The sequence below is a fragment of the Rhizobium terricola genome (assembly GCF_012927355.1).
Classification (GTDB): domain Bacteria; phylum Pseudomonadota; class Alphaproteobacteria; order Rhizobiales; family Rhizobiaceae; genus Allorhizobium; species Allorhizobium terricola.
The window spans coordinates 1,846,456-1,864,129 of record NZ_JABBGK010000001.1 but is presented as its reverse complement, the minus strand read 5'-3'; the positions used below and the strand labels follow the sequence as shown (position 1 = coordinate 1,864,129).

General features: G+C 63.8%; 15 protein-coding genes. 4 read left to right on the top strand and 11 right to left on the bottom strand.

Translation table 11 applies throughout. The features are described 5' to 3' along the window. Positions 1-38: 38 nt before the first annotated feature. Positions 39-1,925: an ABCB family ABC transporter ATP-binding protein/permease gene (locus HHL25_RS08880; protein WP_169589193.1), complete on the bottom strand. Its 1,887-nt coding sequence runs from the start codon at positions 1,923-1,925 to the stop codon at positions 39-41. 123 nt (positions 1,926-2,048) lie between these two features. Further along, positions 2,049-4,055, bottom strand: a complete 2,007-nt coding sequence (locus HHL25_RS08875; protein WP_169589190.1) for a LysM peptidoglycan-binding domain-containing protein — start codon at positions 4,053-4,055, stop codon at positions 2,049-2,051. Positions 4,056-4,210: 155 nt separating this feature from the next. Between HHL25_RS08875 and HHL25_RS08870 the strand changes: the two genes are divergently transcribed. Then, positions 4,211-4,831: an LOG family protein gene (locus HHL25_RS08870; protein WP_169589188.1), complete on the top strand. Its 621-nt coding sequence runs from the start codon at positions 4,211-4,213 to the stop codon at positions 4,829-4,831. Positions 4,832-4,845: 14 nt separating this feature from the next. Here HHL25_RS08870 and rarD read toward each other — a convergent pair whose 3' ends face one another. Next, positions 4,846-5,757, bottom strand: coding sequence for an EamA family transporter RarD (gene rarD / locus HHL25_RS08865; protein WP_169589186.1), 912 nt, complete (start codon positions 5,755-5,757; stop codon positions 4,846-4,848). Positions 5,758-5,908: 151 nt separating this feature from the next. Between rarD and HHL25_RS08860 the strand changes: the two genes are divergently transcribed. Beyond that, complete coding sequence (locus HHL25_RS08860) at positions 5,909-6,790, top strand: protein-L-isoaspartate O-methyltransferase family protein (RefSeq protein WP_169589184.1); 882 nt, start codon at positions 5,909-5,911, stop codon at positions 6,788-6,790. Positions 6,791-6,825: 35 nt separating this feature from the next. On the opposite strand, the gene cimA is transcribed toward HHL25_RS08860, so the two are convergent. The 6 genes from cimA to HHL25_RS08830 form a co-directional block, all read right to left on the bottom strand. Continuing rightward, positions 6,826-8,442, bottom strand: coding sequence for a citramalate synthase (cimA, locus tag HHL25_RS08855; RefSeq protein WP_169589182.1), 1,617 nt, complete (start codon positions 8,440-8,442; stop codon positions 6,826-6,828). Between the two features lie 249 nt (positions 8,443-8,691). Further along, positions 8,692-9,651 carry a prolyl aminopeptidase gene (pip, locus tag HHL25_RS08850; RefSeq protein ID WP_169589179.1) on the bottom strand — a complete coding sequence of 320 codons (960 nt, stop codon included), beginning with the start codon at positions 9,649-9,651 and terminating at the stop codon, positions 8,692-8,694. 2 nt (positions 9,652-9,653) lie between these two features. Then, a complete protein-coding gene (locus HHL25_RS08845) occupies positions 9,654-10,118 on the bottom strand; it encodes a GFA family protein (RefSeq protein ID WP_169589177.1) in 465 nt (154 codons plus the stop codon). Between the two features lie 126 nt (positions 10,119-10,244). Further along, a complete protein-coding gene (locus tag HHL25_RS08840) occupies positions 10,245-10,730 on the bottom strand; it encodes a GFA family protein (RefSeq protein WP_169589174.1) in 486 nt (161 codons plus the stop codon). 42 nt (positions 10,731-10,772) lie between these two features. Further along, positions 10,773-12,257, bottom strand: coding sequence for a cysteine--tRNA ligase (gene cysS, locus HHL25_RS08835; protein ID WP_169589172.1), 1,485 nt, complete (start codon positions 12,255-12,257; stop codon positions 10,773-10,775). 217 nt (positions 12,258-12,474) lie between these two features. Further along, positions 12,475-12,879 (bottom strand): hypothetical protein, encoded by a 405-nt coding sequence (locus tag HHL25_RS08830; protein WP_169589170.1) that lies wholly within the window; start codon positions 12,877-12,879, stop codon positions 12,475-12,477. 296 nt (positions 12,880-13,175) lie between these two features. On the opposite strand from HHL25_RS08830, the gene HHL25_RS08825 reads away from it, so the two are divergent. Together HHL25_RS08825 and HHL25_RS08820 are read left to right on the top strand one after the other, a co-directional pair. Further along, positions 13,176-14,432, top strand: a complete 1,257-nt coding sequence (locus HHL25_RS08825) for a GGDEF domain-containing protein (protein WP_169589168.1) — start codon at positions 13,176-13,178, stop codon at positions 14,430-14,432. A gap of 92 nt (positions 14,433-14,524) precedes the next feature. Beyond that, on the top strand, positions 14,525-15,271 hold the full coding sequence (locus HHL25_RS08820) for a glycoside hydrolase family 25 protein (RefSeq protein WP_390624503.1): 747 nt from the start codon (positions 14,525-14,527) through the stop codon (positions 15,269-15,271). Between the two features lie 105 nt (positions 15,272-15,376). Here the strand turns inward: HHL25_RS08820 and HHL25_RS08815 are convergent, their stop codons facing one another. Both HHL25_RS08815 and purF read right to left on the bottom strand, forming a co-directional pair. Next, complete coding sequence (locus HHL25_RS08815) at positions 15,377-16,117, bottom strand: SDR family NAD(P)-dependent oxidoreductase (protein ID WP_169589166.1); 741 nt, start codon at positions 16,115-16,117, stop codon at positions 15,377-15,379. Between the two features lie 18 nt (positions 16,118-16,135). Beyond that, entirely contained in the window at positions 16,136-17,626 is a 1,491-nt protein-coding gene (gene purF, locus HHL25_RS08810) for an amidophosphoribosyltransferase (protein WP_169589164.1), read from the bottom strand. Between the last annotated feature and the right edge of the window lie 48 nt (positions 17,627-17,674).

Genomic DNA, 17,674 nt, shown 5'->3' with positions numbered 1-17,674 from the left:
GCGCGGCATGCCGCGCATTTCGCCGTTGGCCGCCAGCGTCAGGTGGCGGGAGCCTTTCGCACGACAACGCCCAGTTCGTCGCTTTCTCGGACCTGTCGCAGATGTTCCTCTGCCTGCGTCGCCTCGCGCTGGCGGTTCCACATCGAGGCGTAGAGCCCGCCCTTGGCCAGCAGTTCGGAATGCGTGCCGCGCTCGCTGATCTCGCCGCCCTTGAGAACGATGATCTCGTCGGCGTCGACCACGGTCGAGAGGCGGTGCGCGATGACCAGCGTTGTGCGGTTCTTCGATACGACGTCGAGCGCTGCCTGGATTTCCTGTTCCGTGGTCGTGTCGAGTGCGGAAGTCGCCTCGTCAAGAATGAGGATCGGCGGTGCCTTGAGCACGGTGCGGGCAATCGCCACGCGCTGCTTTTCGCCGCCGGAGAGCTTGAGGCCGCGTTCGCCCACCTTGGTCTGGAACCCGTCGGGCAGCTCGGTGATAAAGCGGCCAATCTGCGCCACCTCGGCCGCCTGTTCGATTTCGGCATCGCTCGCGGCGGGGCGGCCGTAACGGATGTTGTAGGCGATGGTATCGTTGAACAGCACGGTGTCCTGCGGCACCATGCCGATCGCCGAGCGCAGGCTCTTCTGCGTCACGTTGCGGACATCCTGGCCGTCGATCGTGATCGAACCCTGCTGGATGTCGTAGAAGCGGTAGAGAAGGCGCGAAATCGTCGACTTGCCGGCCCCCGACGGACCGACCACCGCAACCGTCTTGCCGGCAGGGACCTCGAACGAGATCCCCTTGAGGATCGGACGCTGCGGGTCGTAGGAAAAGTGGACATCCTTGAAGGCGATGGCGCCCTGGCCGATTGCAAGCGTGACCGCATCCGGCTTGTCGAGAACCTCCGCCTCGACTTCCAGCAGCTCGAACATCTGCTCGATGTCGGTTAGTCCCTGGCGGATTTCGCGGTAGACGAAGCCGATGAAGTTGAGCGGGAAGGAGAGCTGCATCAGCATCGCGTTGACGAAGACGAAGTCACCGATCGTCTGCTCGCCGCGCTGCACCGCGAGTGCAGACATGACCATGACGACGGCGGTGCCGATACCGAAGATCACGCCCTGGCCGAAGTTCAGCCAGCCGAGCGAGGTCCACACCTCGGTCGCCGATTTCTCGTAACGTGCCATGGACTGGTCGAAGCGGCGGGCCTCCATCTCCTCGTTGCCGAAATACTTGACGGTCTCGAAGTTCAGGAGCGAGTCGATCGCCTTAGTGTTGGCGTCGGTATCACTGTCGTTCATCGCGCGGCGGATGCCGATGCGCCAGTCGCTGGCGCGGATGGTGAACCAGATATAGGCCCAGACCGTGAAGGCGGTAACGGCGAGGTAGGAGAAACCATAGCTCCACCAGAAGATGCCGGCCGTCAGCAGGAATTCGATCAGCGTCGGCACGGAGTTGAGGATCGTGAAGCGTACGATCGTCTCGATTCCCTTGGTGCCGCGCTCGATGATGCGCGAAAGGCCGCCGGTCTTGCGCTCCAGATGGAAGCGCAGCGACAGCTGGTGCATATGCACGAAGGTGCGGTAGGCGAGCTGGCGGACGGCATACTGGCCGACGCTGGCAAAAAGCGCGTCACGCAGCTGGTTGAGGCCGACCTGGGCGATGCGGGTGAAATTGTAGAGGATGACCAGTGCGACGGCGCCGAGCAGAAAGGCCGGCAGGAGGCCCGCCATGTCGAGCTTGCCGTTTAGCGCATCCGTCGCCCATTTGAAGAAATAGGGGACCAGGATCAGGATGAACTTGGACAGGATCAGGAAGACCGTGGCCCAGACCACGCGCATCTTCAGGTCGAGCCGGTCGCTTGGCCACATGTAGGGCCACAGGTTGGCGAGCGTGCCGAGCGGATTGCTGTCGTCCGCCGAGACTTTCTTCTTCTTGTCCGCCATGGTGCGCCCCACTTTCGCTCACGGTCCATAAAAAGCGGCGGCCCTGTTCGAGCCGCCGCCAATCGCCAGATAGGTTCTGGAACCTTGAATTGCAATGGGGACTTGCCCCATTGCACTCCTCTGTCAGTTCAGCTTTTCGCCATGCATGCGCTTGCGGTGAAGCTCTTCCGCATTCGGCAGCGCTTCGCTCGGCACTTCGAAGATCTGGCCGGGCTCGATCTTGTCCGGGTTGGCGATGGCCTTGGCATTGGCGAGGTAGATCGTCGTGTAGCGGACGCCCTGGCCGTAGACGCGGCGGGAGATCTGCCACAGCGTGTCGCCGCGGCGGATGATGACGCTGCTGGCGCTTTCCTTGAGCGGAGCCTGCTCGATGGTCTTCGGCTCCGCGCCGGCTGTGTCGGTTGAGGTTGCAGGGGCAGCCTCCGGGGCCGCAGCCGAGGGAGCCGCCGCATCCAGCGCAACGGCCGGGGCGGCAGGCGAAAGCACGGCGTCGATCAGCGCGGCAATCTTCGGCAGCGCTGCGCCGACGGCATCGATGTCCTTCGGCAGGGCCTGAAGCGCGGCAAGCGCCTCGCGTGCCTTGGCAGCGGTCGAGGTGACGAACTCTCCGACGGCAGGTGCTGTGGCTGCAGCCGGGCGGAAGTCCGCGATCGACGACAGGCCGATTTCGGTTGCCGAACGGGCGGCGGCAAGCTCTTCCAGGGCCGGCTTCTTGCCTTCGGCGTAGAGACCCTTGAGCAGGGCGAAGGCCTGACCGAGCGAGCCGCGAAGCTTTTCGAATGTCGCCTGGTCGACCGAAACCATGGCGCCGCCCTGGCCGGATGCGGTTGAGCTGTTCTGGGCGACGACGGAAACCTGTTCGCCTTCGGGGCGGTTGAACGGCACCGAAGCGCGAACAACGACCTGGCCGGCTGCATCGAGCAGTTCGGCGCGGATCACATGGGCGCCGACCGAAAGCGTGATTTTGCCCTCGACCACGAAGTTGCCGCTGGCATCGGCCGTTGCGTTGCCGACCAGCGTTTCATCGGCGAAGCCACGCACATTGCTGCCGACCGGTGCCTTGCCGGCGATGAAGATACGGTCGCCCTCGATTTCGACGGCGCTCACCTGGATTTCAGCATTGGTCGGAGCCGCGGCGGGCTGTTCGCCTGCCGGAGCCGTCGTTCCTGCCGTTTCCGGCGCCGTCGCAGCACCGGCTGCGTCCGACGCGGCCACGCGTTCCTGCTTGGTCTCGGAGTTGACGCTTTCCGGCAGGGTGATCAGGCGGCTCGCTTCGCCAGGCTTGGAGACCATGGCGAGCAGCTTGCCGTTGGGATCTGAGGGAACCGAGATGGTTGCCACTTCATCCGAGATCACGGTCTTGCCGTCCTTGTCGGTGGACTTCAGCTGAAGGCTGTGGTCGCCCGGTGCGAGCGGCTGGTCGAGCACGGCGGCGAAGTCGCCGCTCGGGTCGACGTCGAGCGAAGAAATGACCTTGTCGCCGGCGACGATTTCGAGCTTCGAGCCCGGGACGGCATTGCCCGCGATGACGGTGGAGCCGTCCGGTTCGACGCGCAGCACGTCGAAACGTGGCTTGGACGGGTCCTCGGCCGGAGCCGCCTCCGTCGCTGCCGGGGCGGCGGGAGTCGGTGCACCGGTCAGTGCGCTTTCGATGGCCGCAATCAGGCTTGCAGCCTTGGCCGGATCGTCGGGTAGGGACTGGATGAGGCTCAGTGCCTTGGCGGCGTCTTCACGCGCCTTGGTCATGGCGGCGCTGAGCGTCGCGTCGAGCCCGGCCGGAATGTCGAGGGCTGCCAGTGCGGAGATTGCCGTCTGTGCGACGGCCTTGGCGGCCGCGAAGGCCTCCGGCGCCGGCGTCTTGCCGTCGGCGAACAGGGCCTTCATCCCGGAGAGCGCGGTGGTGGCATCGGCCTTCAGGCGGTCCATCTTTTCGCTGGCCGTCTTCTTAGCCTCCTCGACGGCAGCTTCGGCCTTGGCGGCGGCATCCTTGGCCGTGTCCGCAGCCGTGGTGACGGCGTCCGATACTGTCTTCTTGTCCGCGGAAATGCGCGGCAACACGAAAAATACCATGAGCAGGGTCGCGACACCCAGCACGATCAAGGCCACCCAACCGGCGCGGTTTTTCATCATAGTCGGTCTCCGGGCGGAAAACCCGCCATATTCTTTAAAAATTGCTAGCTCTATCTGGCCGGTTTAACAAGCGTTCTCAATGTATTCGGGGATGCGGCAAACAAGATTCCGTCAAATTTGTTGACCTTGCCGCCGGCCCATAGTCATTTTCGGACATGACTGAAAAAACATCTTCGATTCGATCCGTCTGCGTTTACTGTGGCTCGCAGCCCGGACGCGACCCCGCATACATGGCCGCCGGCCGTGCTCTGGGGCGTTCCATCGCCGCAAACGGCATGCGTCTGGTCTATGGCGGCGGCACCAAGGGTATCATGGGTGCGGTGGCCAGCGGCGTGCTATCCAACGGCGGTCAGGTGACCGGGATCATCCCCGAATTCCTGATGGACATGGAGGCGACCCGCCATTCGCTCGGCCAGCTGAGCGAACTGATCGTCACGAAGGACATGCATGAGCGCAAGCATGCGATGTTCGAGCGGGCCGACGCCTTCGTCACTTTGCCGGGTGGCATCGGCACGCTGGAGGAGATCGTCGAGATCATGACCTGGGCCCAGCTTGGCCGGCACGGGAAGCCGATGGTTTTCGCCAACGTCAACGGCTTCTGGGACCCGATGCTCGAACTCGTGAAGCACATGCGCGATCAGGGTTTCATCCATACGGCCCACCTTGTGCAGCCGATGGTGATTGCCGAGATCGACGACATCGTGCCGGCGATCCTCGACAAGCTTGAAACCGCCGGCAACCTCGACGGTGCCGAAGAGGTCATTTCCAGGCTCTGAATTGCCTGGTTAACTCAGCGCTGGAAGCGGTTCCGGATCATCGGCCAGGAATAGACGGCAAGCCCTGCCCAGATGAAGACGAAGGCGATAAGCTTCGTCTGGCCGAACGGCTCGTGGAAGACGAATACCGCGGTGATGAAGACCATGGTCGGCGCGATATACTGCATCATCCCGATCGTCGACATGCGCAGCAGCTTCACCCCGTTGGCATAGACCATCAGAGGGATCGCGGTCGCAAAGCCGCTGAAGACGAGCAGCCCCATGTCGCTTGCGCCGGCGCCGTGGAAGAAGTGGCCGCTGCCGTTGAACTCGGTGTAGAGGATGTATAGCACAGCCGGAACCGACAGGATCAGCACTTCGAGGAAGAACCCCTGGTTGGGCCCGACCGGCAGCGTCTTGCGGAAGAAGGCATAAAAACCCCAGCTGAAGGCGAGCGCCAGAGAGATCCACGGAAGCCCGCCCGCATCCCATGTGAGGATGGCGACCGCGACCGCCGCGAGCGAGATCGCGATTTTCTGCGGCATCAGCAGCTGTTCCTTGAGAAGGATCGCGCCGATCAGCACCGAAATCAACGGGTTGATGTAGTAGCCGAGCGCACCCTGAAGGGCCTGACCGGAGGTGATGGCATAGACATAGACGAGCCAGTTGACGCTCACGAGGCTCGCCGTCACGAAGGCCATCACGAGCATCGACGGCGTGCGAAGCGCCTTCATCACGTCGTCGCCGCGCTTCAGGAACAGAAGGATCGCCGCCGAGATCGGCAGGGACCAGACTACACGATGGGCCACCACCTCGAGAGCCGGGATATGGGCGACGAGCTTGAGGTAGAGGGGCAGGAAGCCCCACATGAAGTAGGCGGCAAAGGCAAAGGCAAAGCCGCGCGGGGTGTCCTCGTTCTGCATAGCAGAAATGGTCTGGTCAGCCATGGTATTTCCACCCGGAATGTTATGGTTTTGTGCCGCCCGGTTACCTCAATGCGTGTGAATGGACAAATGCATTCCCGTGAACAGTGCCTGATTGCTTTTGATCCTTCTGAGCGGCACACTGGCACGCGGGGGCTTTTGCATGGAGTAGATCATGCAGGCCAGTGTCATCGGTGAGCAGCGAAACCTCTTTGCGGCACGCATGCTGGCAAAGGCGGGCGTGCCGTCCGGCGGCCGCCTGCTCGAGGCATTTTCACGGATCCGTCGGGAGGACTTCCTCGGTCCGCCGCCCTGGCTGATCGCCAGCCACGGCGGCTATCGCAACGCGCTTTCCAATGACGCCGAGTGCCTTTACGACGATGTGCTCGTGGCGCTTGATGCGACCCGCGGCATCAACAACGGCAGTCCCTCGTTGCATGCCCTCGGTATCCATGCCCTCGACCCGACGCCGGGCGAAACGGTCGTCCATCTCGGTGCCGGAACCGGCTACTATACCGCGATCCTCTCCGAACTGGTTGGCGCAAGGGGCCATGTGATTGCCGTCGAATACGATACGGCGCTCGCGGAGCGCGCCCGCCTGTGCCTTTCAGCCTTCGCCAATGTCGAAGTGGTCTGCGGCAACGGGCTGGAATGGCCGAGGAAGGACGCGGACGTCATCTACGTCAACTTCGCCGTCGACCGTCCGGCGGTTCCCTGGATAACGCACCTGAAGCCCGGTGGCCGGCTGCTCTTTCCGCTCGGCGTGCCTGTTTTCGAGGGAAAGCGCCCGGGGCCGGAATACACCGCCATGGCAGGCTATCTGCTGGTGCGCCGGCACACTGACGGCTATGCGGCCCGCTTCATCGAAAGCGTTTCCTTTATCTGGGGCGAGGGCGTGGTCTTGGCCGACTGGGCGAGCCATGCACGCCTGAGGGCGGCCTTCGCCGACAACTGGCGCGCCGTCCGCAGTCTGCGCTGGGGCGGAACACCGGCCGACGACGAATGGTATTCGGAGCCGGACTGGGGTCTGTCGATCCATCCGGCGGGCACGACATAGTCAAACTCCGCTGCCGCAGCCGGAACGCCCGCGCGTCACTCGGCGGCGATCTTGCCCGCCAGCTGCCGGTTCTTCATCAGCTTGTAGACGACCGAGTCCATCAGCGCCTGGAACGACGCGTCGATGATGTTTTCAGACACGCCGACCGTCCACCAGCGCACGCCGGTATTGTCGGTCGACTCGATCAGGACGCGCGTGATGGCTTCCGTGCCGCCGTTGAGGATACGCACCTTGAAGTCGACCAGTTCGAGATCGTCGATCTCGGTCTGATACTTGCCGAGGTCCTTGCGCAGCGCGAGGTCGAGGGCGTTGACCGGGCCGTCGCCCTCCGCCACCGACATGATGCGGGCGCCGTCGATCGAGAGCTTCACCACCGCCTCGGACACCGTCTTGAGGTGTCCGTTGGCATCGAAGCGGCGCTCGACCATGACGCGGAAGCCGTCGATCGCGAAGAAGTCGGGGACCGAACCCAGCGTGCGGCGGGCCAGAAGCTCGAAGCTCGCATCGGCGCCCTCGTAGGCGTAACCGGTCGCCTCGCGCTCCTTGACGATGGCGATCAGTTTGTCGAGCCGGGGATCCTGCTTGTCGACCTCGATGCCGCGCCGTTTCAGCGCATTGATGAAATTGGCCTTGCCGCCCTGGTCGGAGACCATGACCTTGCGGAAATTGCCGACGCTGTCGGGCACCACATGTTCGTAGGTCTTCGGGTCCTTGAGCAGTGCGGAGGCATGGATGCCGGCCTTGGTGGCGAAGGCCGACGCGCCGACATAGGGTGCCTGATGGTCGGGCGACCGGTTGAGCAGTTCGTCGAAGGCGTGCGACAGCCGTGTCAGCTCCACCAGCTTCTCCGTGTCGATCGAAGTCTCGAAACGGGCTGAGTAAGCCTCCTTCAGACAGAGCGTCGGGATGATGGTGACCAGATTGGCATTGCCGCAGCGCTCGCCGATGCCGTTGAGCGTGCCCTGGATCTGGCGCACGCCGGCTTCCACGGCGGCCAGCGAATTGGCCACCGCCTGCCCGGTGTCGTTGTGGGCGTGGATGCCGAGCGAGGAGCCTGGAACGCCTGCGGCGATCACGGCCTGGACGATGTCCCGGATCTCCGGCGGCTGGGTGCCGCCATTGGTGTCGCAGAGCACCACCCAGCGCGCGCCGGCCTCGTAGGCGGTTTTCGCGCAGGCGATGGCATATTCGGGATTGGCCTTGTAGCCGTCGAAGAAATGCTCGCAGTCGACCATCGGCAGCTTGCCGGCCGCGGCGACCGCCTCGACGCTCTCGCGTATGCTGTCGAGGTTTTCGTCGTTGGTGCAGCCGAGCGCGACCTTCACATGATAGTCCCAGGTCTTGGCGACCAGGCAGACCGCATCGCTTTCTGCCTGCAGGAGCTGGGAAAGTCCCGGATCGTTGGAGGCCGACACGCCCGCGCGCTTGGTCATGCCGAAGGCGACGAAGGCGGCGCGGCTGGTGCGCTTCTTGGCAAAGAAGGCCGTGTCCGTCGGGTTCGCCCCCGGATAGCCGCCCTCGACATAGTCGAGGCCGAACTCATCCAGCATGGCCGCAATCGCAATCTTGTCCTCGACCGAAAAATCGATGCCCGGCGTCTGCTGGCCGTCGCGGAGCGTCGTGTCGAAGAGGTAGATCTTTTCGCGTGTCATGTGTGTGCCTCCCCAGGCATTACCATATTCGTCTGTGCAAGCTCACCCCCCTCTGTCGCTTCGCGACATCTCCCCCTCAAGGGGGGAGATTGGCGGTCTCCGCCTGTGATCGCACGCCCGATAGTTCTCTCAAACCTCTCAGCAGACTGCGAGGCAGGATATGGCCGGGGCAGTGCCCCTCGCTGATCTCCCCCCTTGAGGGGGAGATGCCCGGCAGGGCAGAGGGGGGTGGCCAGATCCAGTGTCATCTCATTTCTTGCCCGCGAACCGGTCAGTCGCGCGGATCAGCTGGTCGAGGATGCCGGGCTCCAGATAGGCGTGTCCCGCCCCCTCGATGAGGTGGAAGTCGGCCTTCGGCCAGGCCTTGTGCAGCTGCCAGGCATACTTGGCCGGGCAGGGCATGTCGTAGCGGCCGTGGATGATGACGCCGGGAATGTCCTTGAGCTTCACCGCGTCGCGCAGCAACTGCCCTTCTTCCAGCCAGCCGGCATGGACGAAGAAATGGTTCTCGATGCGGGCAAAGGCGATCGCATAGTCGTCCTCGCCAAAATGGGCGGAATAGTCCGGGTTCGGCAGCAACGTGATCGTCTCGCCTTCCCAGGTGCTCCAGGCGATGGCGCATTCGAGCTGCTTCTTCCTGTCCGTGCCCGTCAGGTAGCGGCGATAGGCGGCCATCATTTCGTGGCGCTCTTCCGGCGGGATCGGCGCCTGGAAGCGCTCCCACTTGTCGGGGAACATCTCGGACACGCCGAACTGGTAGTACCAGTCGAGTTCAGCCCTGGTGAGGGTATAGATGCCGCGCAGAACGAGTTCTGACACATGTTCGGGATGGGTTTCCGCATAGGCAAGCGCCAGCGTCGAGCCCCACGAACCGCCGAAGACCAGCCACTTGTCGACGCCCATCAGGGCACGCAGCCGCTCGATGTCGGCGACAAGGTGCCAGGTGGTGTTGGCGTCCAGACCGGCATGCGGGGTGGATTTGCCGCAACCGCGCTGGTCGAAGAGGATCACGTCGTAGAGCGCCGGGTCGAACAGGCGGCGCTGCGTCGGGCTCGTACCGCCGCCGGGACCGCCATGCAGGAAGACGGCGGGCTTGGCGCCTTTGGTGCCGATGCGTTCCCAATAGATGGTGTGGCCGTCGCCGACATCGAGAAAGCCCGTCTCGAACGGCTCGATCTCCGGGTAGAATCCGCGCAATTCAGTGGTCATGATCAATCCTCTTCCGGCGGCCAGACCGCCGTATCATGGTCGGGATGCTGATTGGAAACGACCGAGGCGAAGAAGGCCTCCATCTCGGGTGACGTCGCTGGCGGCTTTTCGAACAGATGATCGATCCACGGCAGCCGCTGATCGTGATTGACCTGCACCTGCGGCTCGATAAGCTCTGGATGGTCGAAGGCGCCGATCGCCAGCTCGATATTCTCGCCGACATGATAGGTGAGCGGTGTCCCGCACTTGTTGCAGAAGCCGCGCTTGACCTTGGCCGACGAGCGAAACAGCGAAGGCTGGCCCCGTGTCCAGGTCAGATGCGCGTGGTCGGCCGTCACCAGGGCGCCGAAGAAGGAACCGAACGCCTTCTGGCACATCCGGCAGTGGCAGATCGACGGCCGGCCGAGCTTTTCCGCCCGGAACCGGACCGCGCCGCATTGGCAGCCGCCTGTGAAGATGCCTTCCATCTTGGTCCTCCTACCGCAGGGTCACGTAAGCCACGACGCCGATGGTGATCACGGCGACCAGAATGCCCTTGCCGATCAGGCCGTAGAGCAGCCACTTCGGCATCTGGGTGTTGGGGTTCTTGTCCGTCATGCCTTGTCCTCCTTCGGCCAGCTGCCGTCGGTGTCGTGGTCGGGATGCTGGTAGGAAACGATCTCGAGCACGAAGGGTGCCTCTGCGGCGTCCTCTTCCGTTCGATGACCGGGAAGCTCGTGCAGGTGATCGACGAAATCGATCTTGCCCTCGGTGCCGAACTGCACCGTCGGTGGCAGAAGCGACGGGTCGTCGAAGGCGCCCGCTGCCACCGCCACGCCGTCCGGCGCCTCATAGGTCAGCGGCGTGCCGCAATTGTCGCAGAAACCGCGCCAGGCAAAGTTGGACGATCGAAATCTCTTCGGCGCGCCGCGCGTCCATTCAAGCTGTGCCCCGCGGGTCGAGACGAGCGGCGCATAATAGGCGCCGAACGCCTTCTGGCACATGCGGCAATGGCAGATCGACGAGTCCTTCAGGACGCCCTCGACCCGGAACCGGACCGCGCCGCACTGGCAGCCGCCGGTGTAGATGGGATCGGTCATGTTGGGTCTCCCGTGGTATCGCCAATCGCCAGCGCCAGCATCCTACCGCTTGACCTCCCAGGTGGTGACCCGCTCACCGGTCTCCTTGTCCTTGCCGTCCTTGAGCTGGATGCCCTTGGCCGCCAGGTCGTCGCGGATCTTGTCGGCTTCGGCGAAGTTCTTCGCCTTCAGCATTTCGAGACGCATCGCGACAAGGGCCTCGACGGCAGCCGTGAGATCGTCGCTGAGTTCCGCCTTCTTCGGCTGTACGCCGAGAAGGGCGGCGCTGGCCGCAAACACCGCGAGCTTCGACGGATCGGCATTGGCGGCCTGGGCCAGTGCATGCACGCTCTGGATGGCGGCAACCGTGTTGAGATCGTCGCCGAGCGCCTCGATGACCGCAGCGTCGGGCGCGGCGTCACCGGCCTCGGCCACCGGCCACTTGGCGAGCAGCCGCTCCGCCTCTTCCAGCCGCTTCACCGAAAAGTCGATCGGTTCGCGGTAATGCGTCATCAACATGGCGAGACGCAGCACCTCGCCCGGCCACGTGCGGCCGCCGAGTTTCTCCGTCGCCAGGAGCTCGTTGATGGTGACGAAATTGCCCTCGGACTTCGACATCTTGCGGCCTTCGACCTGCAGGAAGCCGTTGTGCATCCAGACATTGGCCATGACGTCGGTGTCGAAGGCGCAGCAGGACTGGGCGATCTCGTTTTCGTGGTGCGGGAAGATCAAGTCTAGGCCCCCGCCGTGAATGTCGAACTGATGGGGACGCGCCTTTGCTTTCGGCGACAATCGGTCCTTGATCTCTTCCCAGAGATAGCGGTCCGACATGGCAGAGCATTCGATGTGCCAGCCGGGGCGACCGTAGATCGAGACCTGGCGGCCCTCGAAGGAGAATTCGGCCTTCCAGCCCGGCTCGGTGTCGGCCGACTGCTTCCACAGCACGAAGTCGGCCGGGTTCATCTTGTGGGATTCCACCGCGATGCGGGCGCCGGCCTGCTGGTCCTCGAGTTTGCGTTTCGACAGCATGCCGTAGTCGGCCATCGAGGCGGTCGAGAACAGCACCTCATGGCCCTCGGAGCCGCTGGCCACATAGGCATGGCCCTGATCGAGCAGGCGCTGGATGATCTCGATCATCTGGCCGATATTGTCCGTCGCCCGCGGTTCGACCGTCGGCTTCAGGCAGCCGAGCGCTGCCACATCCTGATGGAACTGGCTTTCCGTCTTTCCGGTCACGCCGCGGATCGCCTCGTTCAGCGTCATCGAGCCGTCGGCGATCTGGGCGCCGAAGTCGCGCAGCGCCCGGGCGTTGATCTTGTCGTCCACGTCGGTGATGTTGCGGACATAGGTGACCTTCTCCGCGCCGTAGACATGACGCAGAAGGCGGTAGAGCACGTCGAAGACGATGACGGGCCGGGCATTGCCGATATGGGCGAAATCGTAGACGGTCGGGCCGCAGACATACATGCGCACATGGTCCGGGTCGATCGGCTGGAAATCGACCTTCTCTCGTGTGAGCGTGTTGTAAAGCTTGAGGCCGCTGGCCATGTCAGTCTCCCAGAACGAATTCCGCCCGGCTGGACCGGGTCGTTTGTCATCTGGGGTTTTCAGGAGACGAAAACGGCCGGGCCAGCGCTGGGCGCTAGCGAATAATGATCCCGCAAATAATGCAGATGGTCGTCTTCATGGGCGCCGTTATGGCGCGCCCGTCCGAATTGGTCAAGGGGGCGGCTGAGCCGCCCCTCGTGCCCGAAGGCCCGGTCGATCAGGGGTAGACGTAGGTGTAGAGGGCGCACATTTCGTCATTGCTCGACGGCACGTCCTGCGTCTCGAATACGGCGACCATGGTGACGTCGTCGTCGGCCCAGCTGGCGAGATAGGTGACGGGCGAGGTACCGCAAAGACGGTTTCCGTTGAGCAGGACGGGGTTGCCGGGGCCCTTCACGCTGTAGACCGATGCCGGAACATCCTTGCCGTCGACGACGAAGTGGTCGCCGACCAGTTCGTCGAATTCGATTTTCTCGCCATTGGAGAAGACCATTTCGAAATCGTCGAAGCTGATGTCGCCGGTAATGGCGGTTGCGGTATTGCTGAGAGCGACCAGATCGTCGGCAAGAACGGGGCTCGCGGTCAGGAAAAGGGCGGCGGCAGCGTATTTCAGGGCGTTCATCGTCAGCTGGATCCTCTTGGCGGGGTGCGCGGACACTATCGCGGCGACGCGGCAAAAGGAACTGCTGCGCGCTGGCGCGGATCCGTCACAAGCACCGGATCACCGACTAATTTTGGGAGTGTCCGTTGCCCGGTTGCCGTAGGGCAAGGCCGGCTCAACCGCGGGCGGTGGACGGTCTAGACGGCGCACTTTCCGGAGGGAGTTTCTTCTCGACGCTCGGCGACGTGTAAGGGTTTCTCAACGGGCACGCCTGTAGTGTTCCACCACTCTCATTCTTTGCGGACCCTTTTCTCGTCATGGACCAGCTGCTGCATCTGCCGACGATCATGGTGATTCACGCGTTGTCCACGCTGATCTCCGCCGTCCTGATCGGTCATCGCTGGCGTCAAAGGCCACAAAGCCGTTTGCTTGGCGTGCTGACCTTCGCAGCCGGTATCGCCTTTCTCGGCACGGTGCTGCATGCGATGCGCGGTGTGATGCCCTTCTGGGTGTCGACCGGCCTCGGCCTCGGTGCGGCGACCGTAGCGCTCGGGCTCTATTGGCAGGCGATCGTCATTTTCGATGGCCGGCGACCGAACTATGCCCAAGCGCTGGCCGGCGCCGCGATCTGGTGGGGGCAATGCCTGACGCCGATCTTCCAGACATCCATCACGTTTCGAACGGTGACCCTTGCGCTGATCCTTGGGATCTACTCGGTCCTCAGTGGACGCGAGGTCGCGCGCGGTGGGCAGCGTGAGCCTCTTCCGTCGCGCCGGCTGGCCGCGCTTGTGCACTATGCCCGCGGCGGCGTGTGGTTCTTCGTTCTGTTCGCGACGCTGGTGTTCGAACCGGCCTATGGCGGCGCGTCGCAATTCGCCTCCTGGTTCGTGCTGGCGTCGCTCGTCCAGACCATGCTGATGATCCTGTCGATCATCACGCTCCTGATGCTTGCGCTGGAGCGCGACGAGCGCGAAAGCCGCCTCGTCTCCGAGCGGGACCCGCTCACCAATCTGCGCAACCGCCGCTCCTTCGTCGAACGCGCAGAGGCGGTGCTGGCGGGCGAGGGGCGTTCGGCCGCACTCCTTCTGTTCGACATCGACCATTTCAAGCAGATCAACGACACCAGTGGCCATGCGGCAGGAGACCAGGTGCTGACCGCCTTTGCGGCATCCCTCGATGCATCGATGAAGGAGGGCTGGCTGCTGGCGCGCATCGGCGGCGAGGAATTCGCCTGCCTGATTCCGGGCGTCGGCGGCGTCGAAGCGGTTGCGATTGCGGAGACCCTGCGCCGCAGGATCGAGGCGCTCGAGGTCGTGGTCGCGGATCGCAACGTTCCCGTGACGGTCAGCATCGGGGTCGCGACCACCGAAGACGTCTCCGCGAGCCTCGATCCGCTTCTGGCCGCCGCCGATGGTGCGCTCTATCGCGCCAAGGGAGACGGCAGGAACTGCGTCCGCACCATCGATCCGGTGGTCGCATTGAGACGCATGCTCGAGGGAAGTTTGGAACGCCCCCAGCCCCTCGGCGGGAAGAACACCGTTGCCAGGGGTGCAATGGGCAGCCGTCGACGCTGACGCAAGGCAGAGACGGGTCCGCGACTGCCGCGCTCTGCCGTCTTTAGGGCGCAAAGGCGCGTCAGACAGGATCTGTTTCAGGTGAGGTCAATGTGAATAGGGCAGCGAAAATCGGCATCGCCGGCATCGGACTTCTCGCGGCTGCCGCAGTCCTCTTTTTCGCCTATGATCGCGGCATGATCCGCTTCAACCATCCGTCTCTCGAAGACTATCCGATCCAGGGCATCGACGTCAGCCACCACCAGGGCGACATCGATTGGCAGCGATTGGCTGCCCAGCCGAAGGTGCGCTTCGCGATCATCAAGGCCACAGAAGGGGGCGACTTCCGGGATCGGAAGTTCGCGGAAAACTGGCGGCGCGCGGCGGAGGCCGGCATCGTCCGCGGCGCCTATCACTTCTTCACCTTCTGCCGGCCAGGCCGGGATCAGGCGCAGAATGTGCTGGCGACCGTTCCGAGAGAGCCGGGCACCTTGCCGGTCGCCGTCGACATCGAGTTCCACGGCAATTGCGACAAGGTGCCGACCGTGGAGGAACTGGCGAACGAGATCAACGCCTTCATGGATGAGCTGAAGACCGTCTTCCCGGAAAAACCGATCTTCTACGTCACGCAACCGTTCTACGAGCAGTATTTCAAAGGCCGCGAGGGGCTTTACCCGGACCACCATCTCTGGCTCCGCAGCATTGCGGAGGAGCCGGTCGAGGAGGCATGCCGGCCCTGGACGATCTGGCAGTTCGCCGACAACGGCATGCTGGACGGGATCGAGGGGCCTGTCGACCTCAATGTGCTCTGCCGGTCAGATACGGCCTTTTCCGATCTGTTTTCAATCGCGGTGCGATAGCGCCGGCATTGGGACGGTCGGGCCGGGGCGAGGGGCTTCTAGTTGCCGACGGCCTAAACCGTCGGCGCCTTCACGACGGGGCGTGCGACGCACCCGCACGCGGCCTCATTCCGGCATGCGGTAGTCGACGAGCTTGTTCTCACGCACGACGAAGAGCTTGCCGGTCTCGGTCAGGTCCGGTCCGCAGAGCGGCAGGAGCTTGGCGGCAACTTCGGAAGGATGCGGCACGGTGCTCGGATCCTCGCCCGGCACCGCCTGGGCGCGCATGGCGGTGCGGGTCGCGCCCGGATCGATCGACACGATGCGGAGCGGCAGGCGCTGGGTTTCGCCGGCCCAGGTGCGGGCAAGCGCCTCGACGGCGGCCTTGGAGACCGAGTAGACGCCCCAGAAGGGACGGCACTTGTGCGCGGCAGCAGAAGACAGGATCAGCGCGCGGCCCTGGTCCGACTTGACGAGCAGCGGCTCGACCGAGCGGATCAGGCGCCAGGTGGCGGTGACGTTGATCGTCATCACCTTTTCGAACACCTTCGCCTCGATATGGCCGATCGGCGAGATCACGCCGAGCACGCCGGCATTGGCGACGAGGATGTCGAGCTTGCCCCAGCGCTCGTTGATCGAGGCGCCAAGGGCGTCGATCGCGTTCATGTCCGCAAGATCGAAGGGAACGAGCGTTGCTGAGCCGCCGACGGCCTTGATCGCGTCATCGAGTTCCTCGAGGCCGCCGACCGTGCGGGCGCAGGCGATCACGTGGGCGCCCGCCTTGGCGAGTTCGAGTGCGGTGAAAAAGCCGATGCCGCGCGATGCGCCGGTGACGAGCGCGATACGGCCCTTCAGGTCAACTGTCATGATCTTCGTCCTTGGTGCTCAGCCGTTGTTGGCCAGCATGGAAACCTTGCGGCCGACCTTCTCGCCTTCCTTGTCGAGAAGGCGGGTCGGGTAGTCGCCGGTGAAATAGTGGTCGGTGAACTGCGGGGCGGCCGGGTCGCGCGGCTTGCCGCCGACCGCCTTGTAGAGGCCGTCGATCGACAGGAAGGCCAGCGAATCCGCGCCGATATACTTCGCCATCGCCTTTTCATCGACATACTGGTTGGCGAGCAGCTTGTCGCGGTCCGGGGTGTCGATGCCGTAGAAATCGGGATGGAAGATCATCGGCGAGGCGACGCGGATATGCACTTCCTTGGCGCCGGCGTCGCGGATCATCTGCACGATCTTCAGCGAGGTGGTGCCGCGCACGATCGAATCGTCGACGAGGACGACGCGCTTGCCCTCAATCATCGCCCGGTTGGCGGAATGCTTGAGCTTCACGCCGAAGGCACGGATCTGCTGGGTCGGTTCGATGAAGGTGCGGCCGACATAGTGGTTGCGGATGATGCCGTATTCGAACGGGATGCCGCTCGCCTGGGCATAGCCGAGTGCCGCTGGCGTGCCGCCGTCGGGCACCGGCACCACGACGTCGCCCTCGCAGGGGCACTCGTTGGCAAGGTTGATGCCCATGTTCTTGCGGGTGACGTAGACGCTACGGCCGCTGACGACCGAATCCGGCCGGGCGAAATAGACGTATTCGAACAGGCAGGGTCGTTCCGGCTGCGGCTTGGCCGGCTTGCGGGCCTCGATGCTGATCGAGCCGTCCGGCTGGACTTCGCAGATGATGACTTCGCCGTTCTCCACGTCACGCACGAACTTCGCGCCGATGATGTCGAGTGCACAGGTTTCCGAGCAGAAGATCGGCATGCCGTCGAGGTCGCCCATCACCAGCGGGCGGATGCCGATCGGGTCGCGAGCGGCGATCAGCTTGGTGCGCGTCATCGCGACCATGGCATAGCCGCCTTCCATCTGGCGGATGGCGTCGATGAAACGGTCGGTGGTCGAGGAGTGGCGCGAGCGTGCGATGAGGTGCAGCACCACTTCGGTGTCCGAGGTCGACTGACAGATGGCACCGGTGGCGATGATCTGGCGGCGCAGCGTCAGGCCGTTGGTGAAGTTGCCGTTGTGGGCAATGGCGATGCCGCCTTCCTCGAGTTCGGCGAACAGCGGCTGCACGTTGCGCAGCGCCACTTCACCGGTTGTCGAGTAGCGGGTATGGCCGATGGCCGAGGAACCCGGCAGCTTGGCGAGCGTCGCGGGATTGGTGTAGTGGTCGCCGACGAGCCCCATGTGCTTTTCGGTGTGGAACTGCCGCCCGTCGAAGGAAACGATGCCTGCGGCTTCCTGGCCGCGGTGCTGGAGCGCATGCAGGCCAAGCGCGGTCAGCGTCGCCGCATCGGGGTGACCCAGAATGCCGAACACCCCGCATTCCTCATGGAGCGTGTCGTCTTCGAGACTCCATTCGAAACCGGAAAAATCAGACTGAGACATGAAAGCAGGCCTTTGCTCGATCGGACAGATGTGCCGGGACGGCTTTAA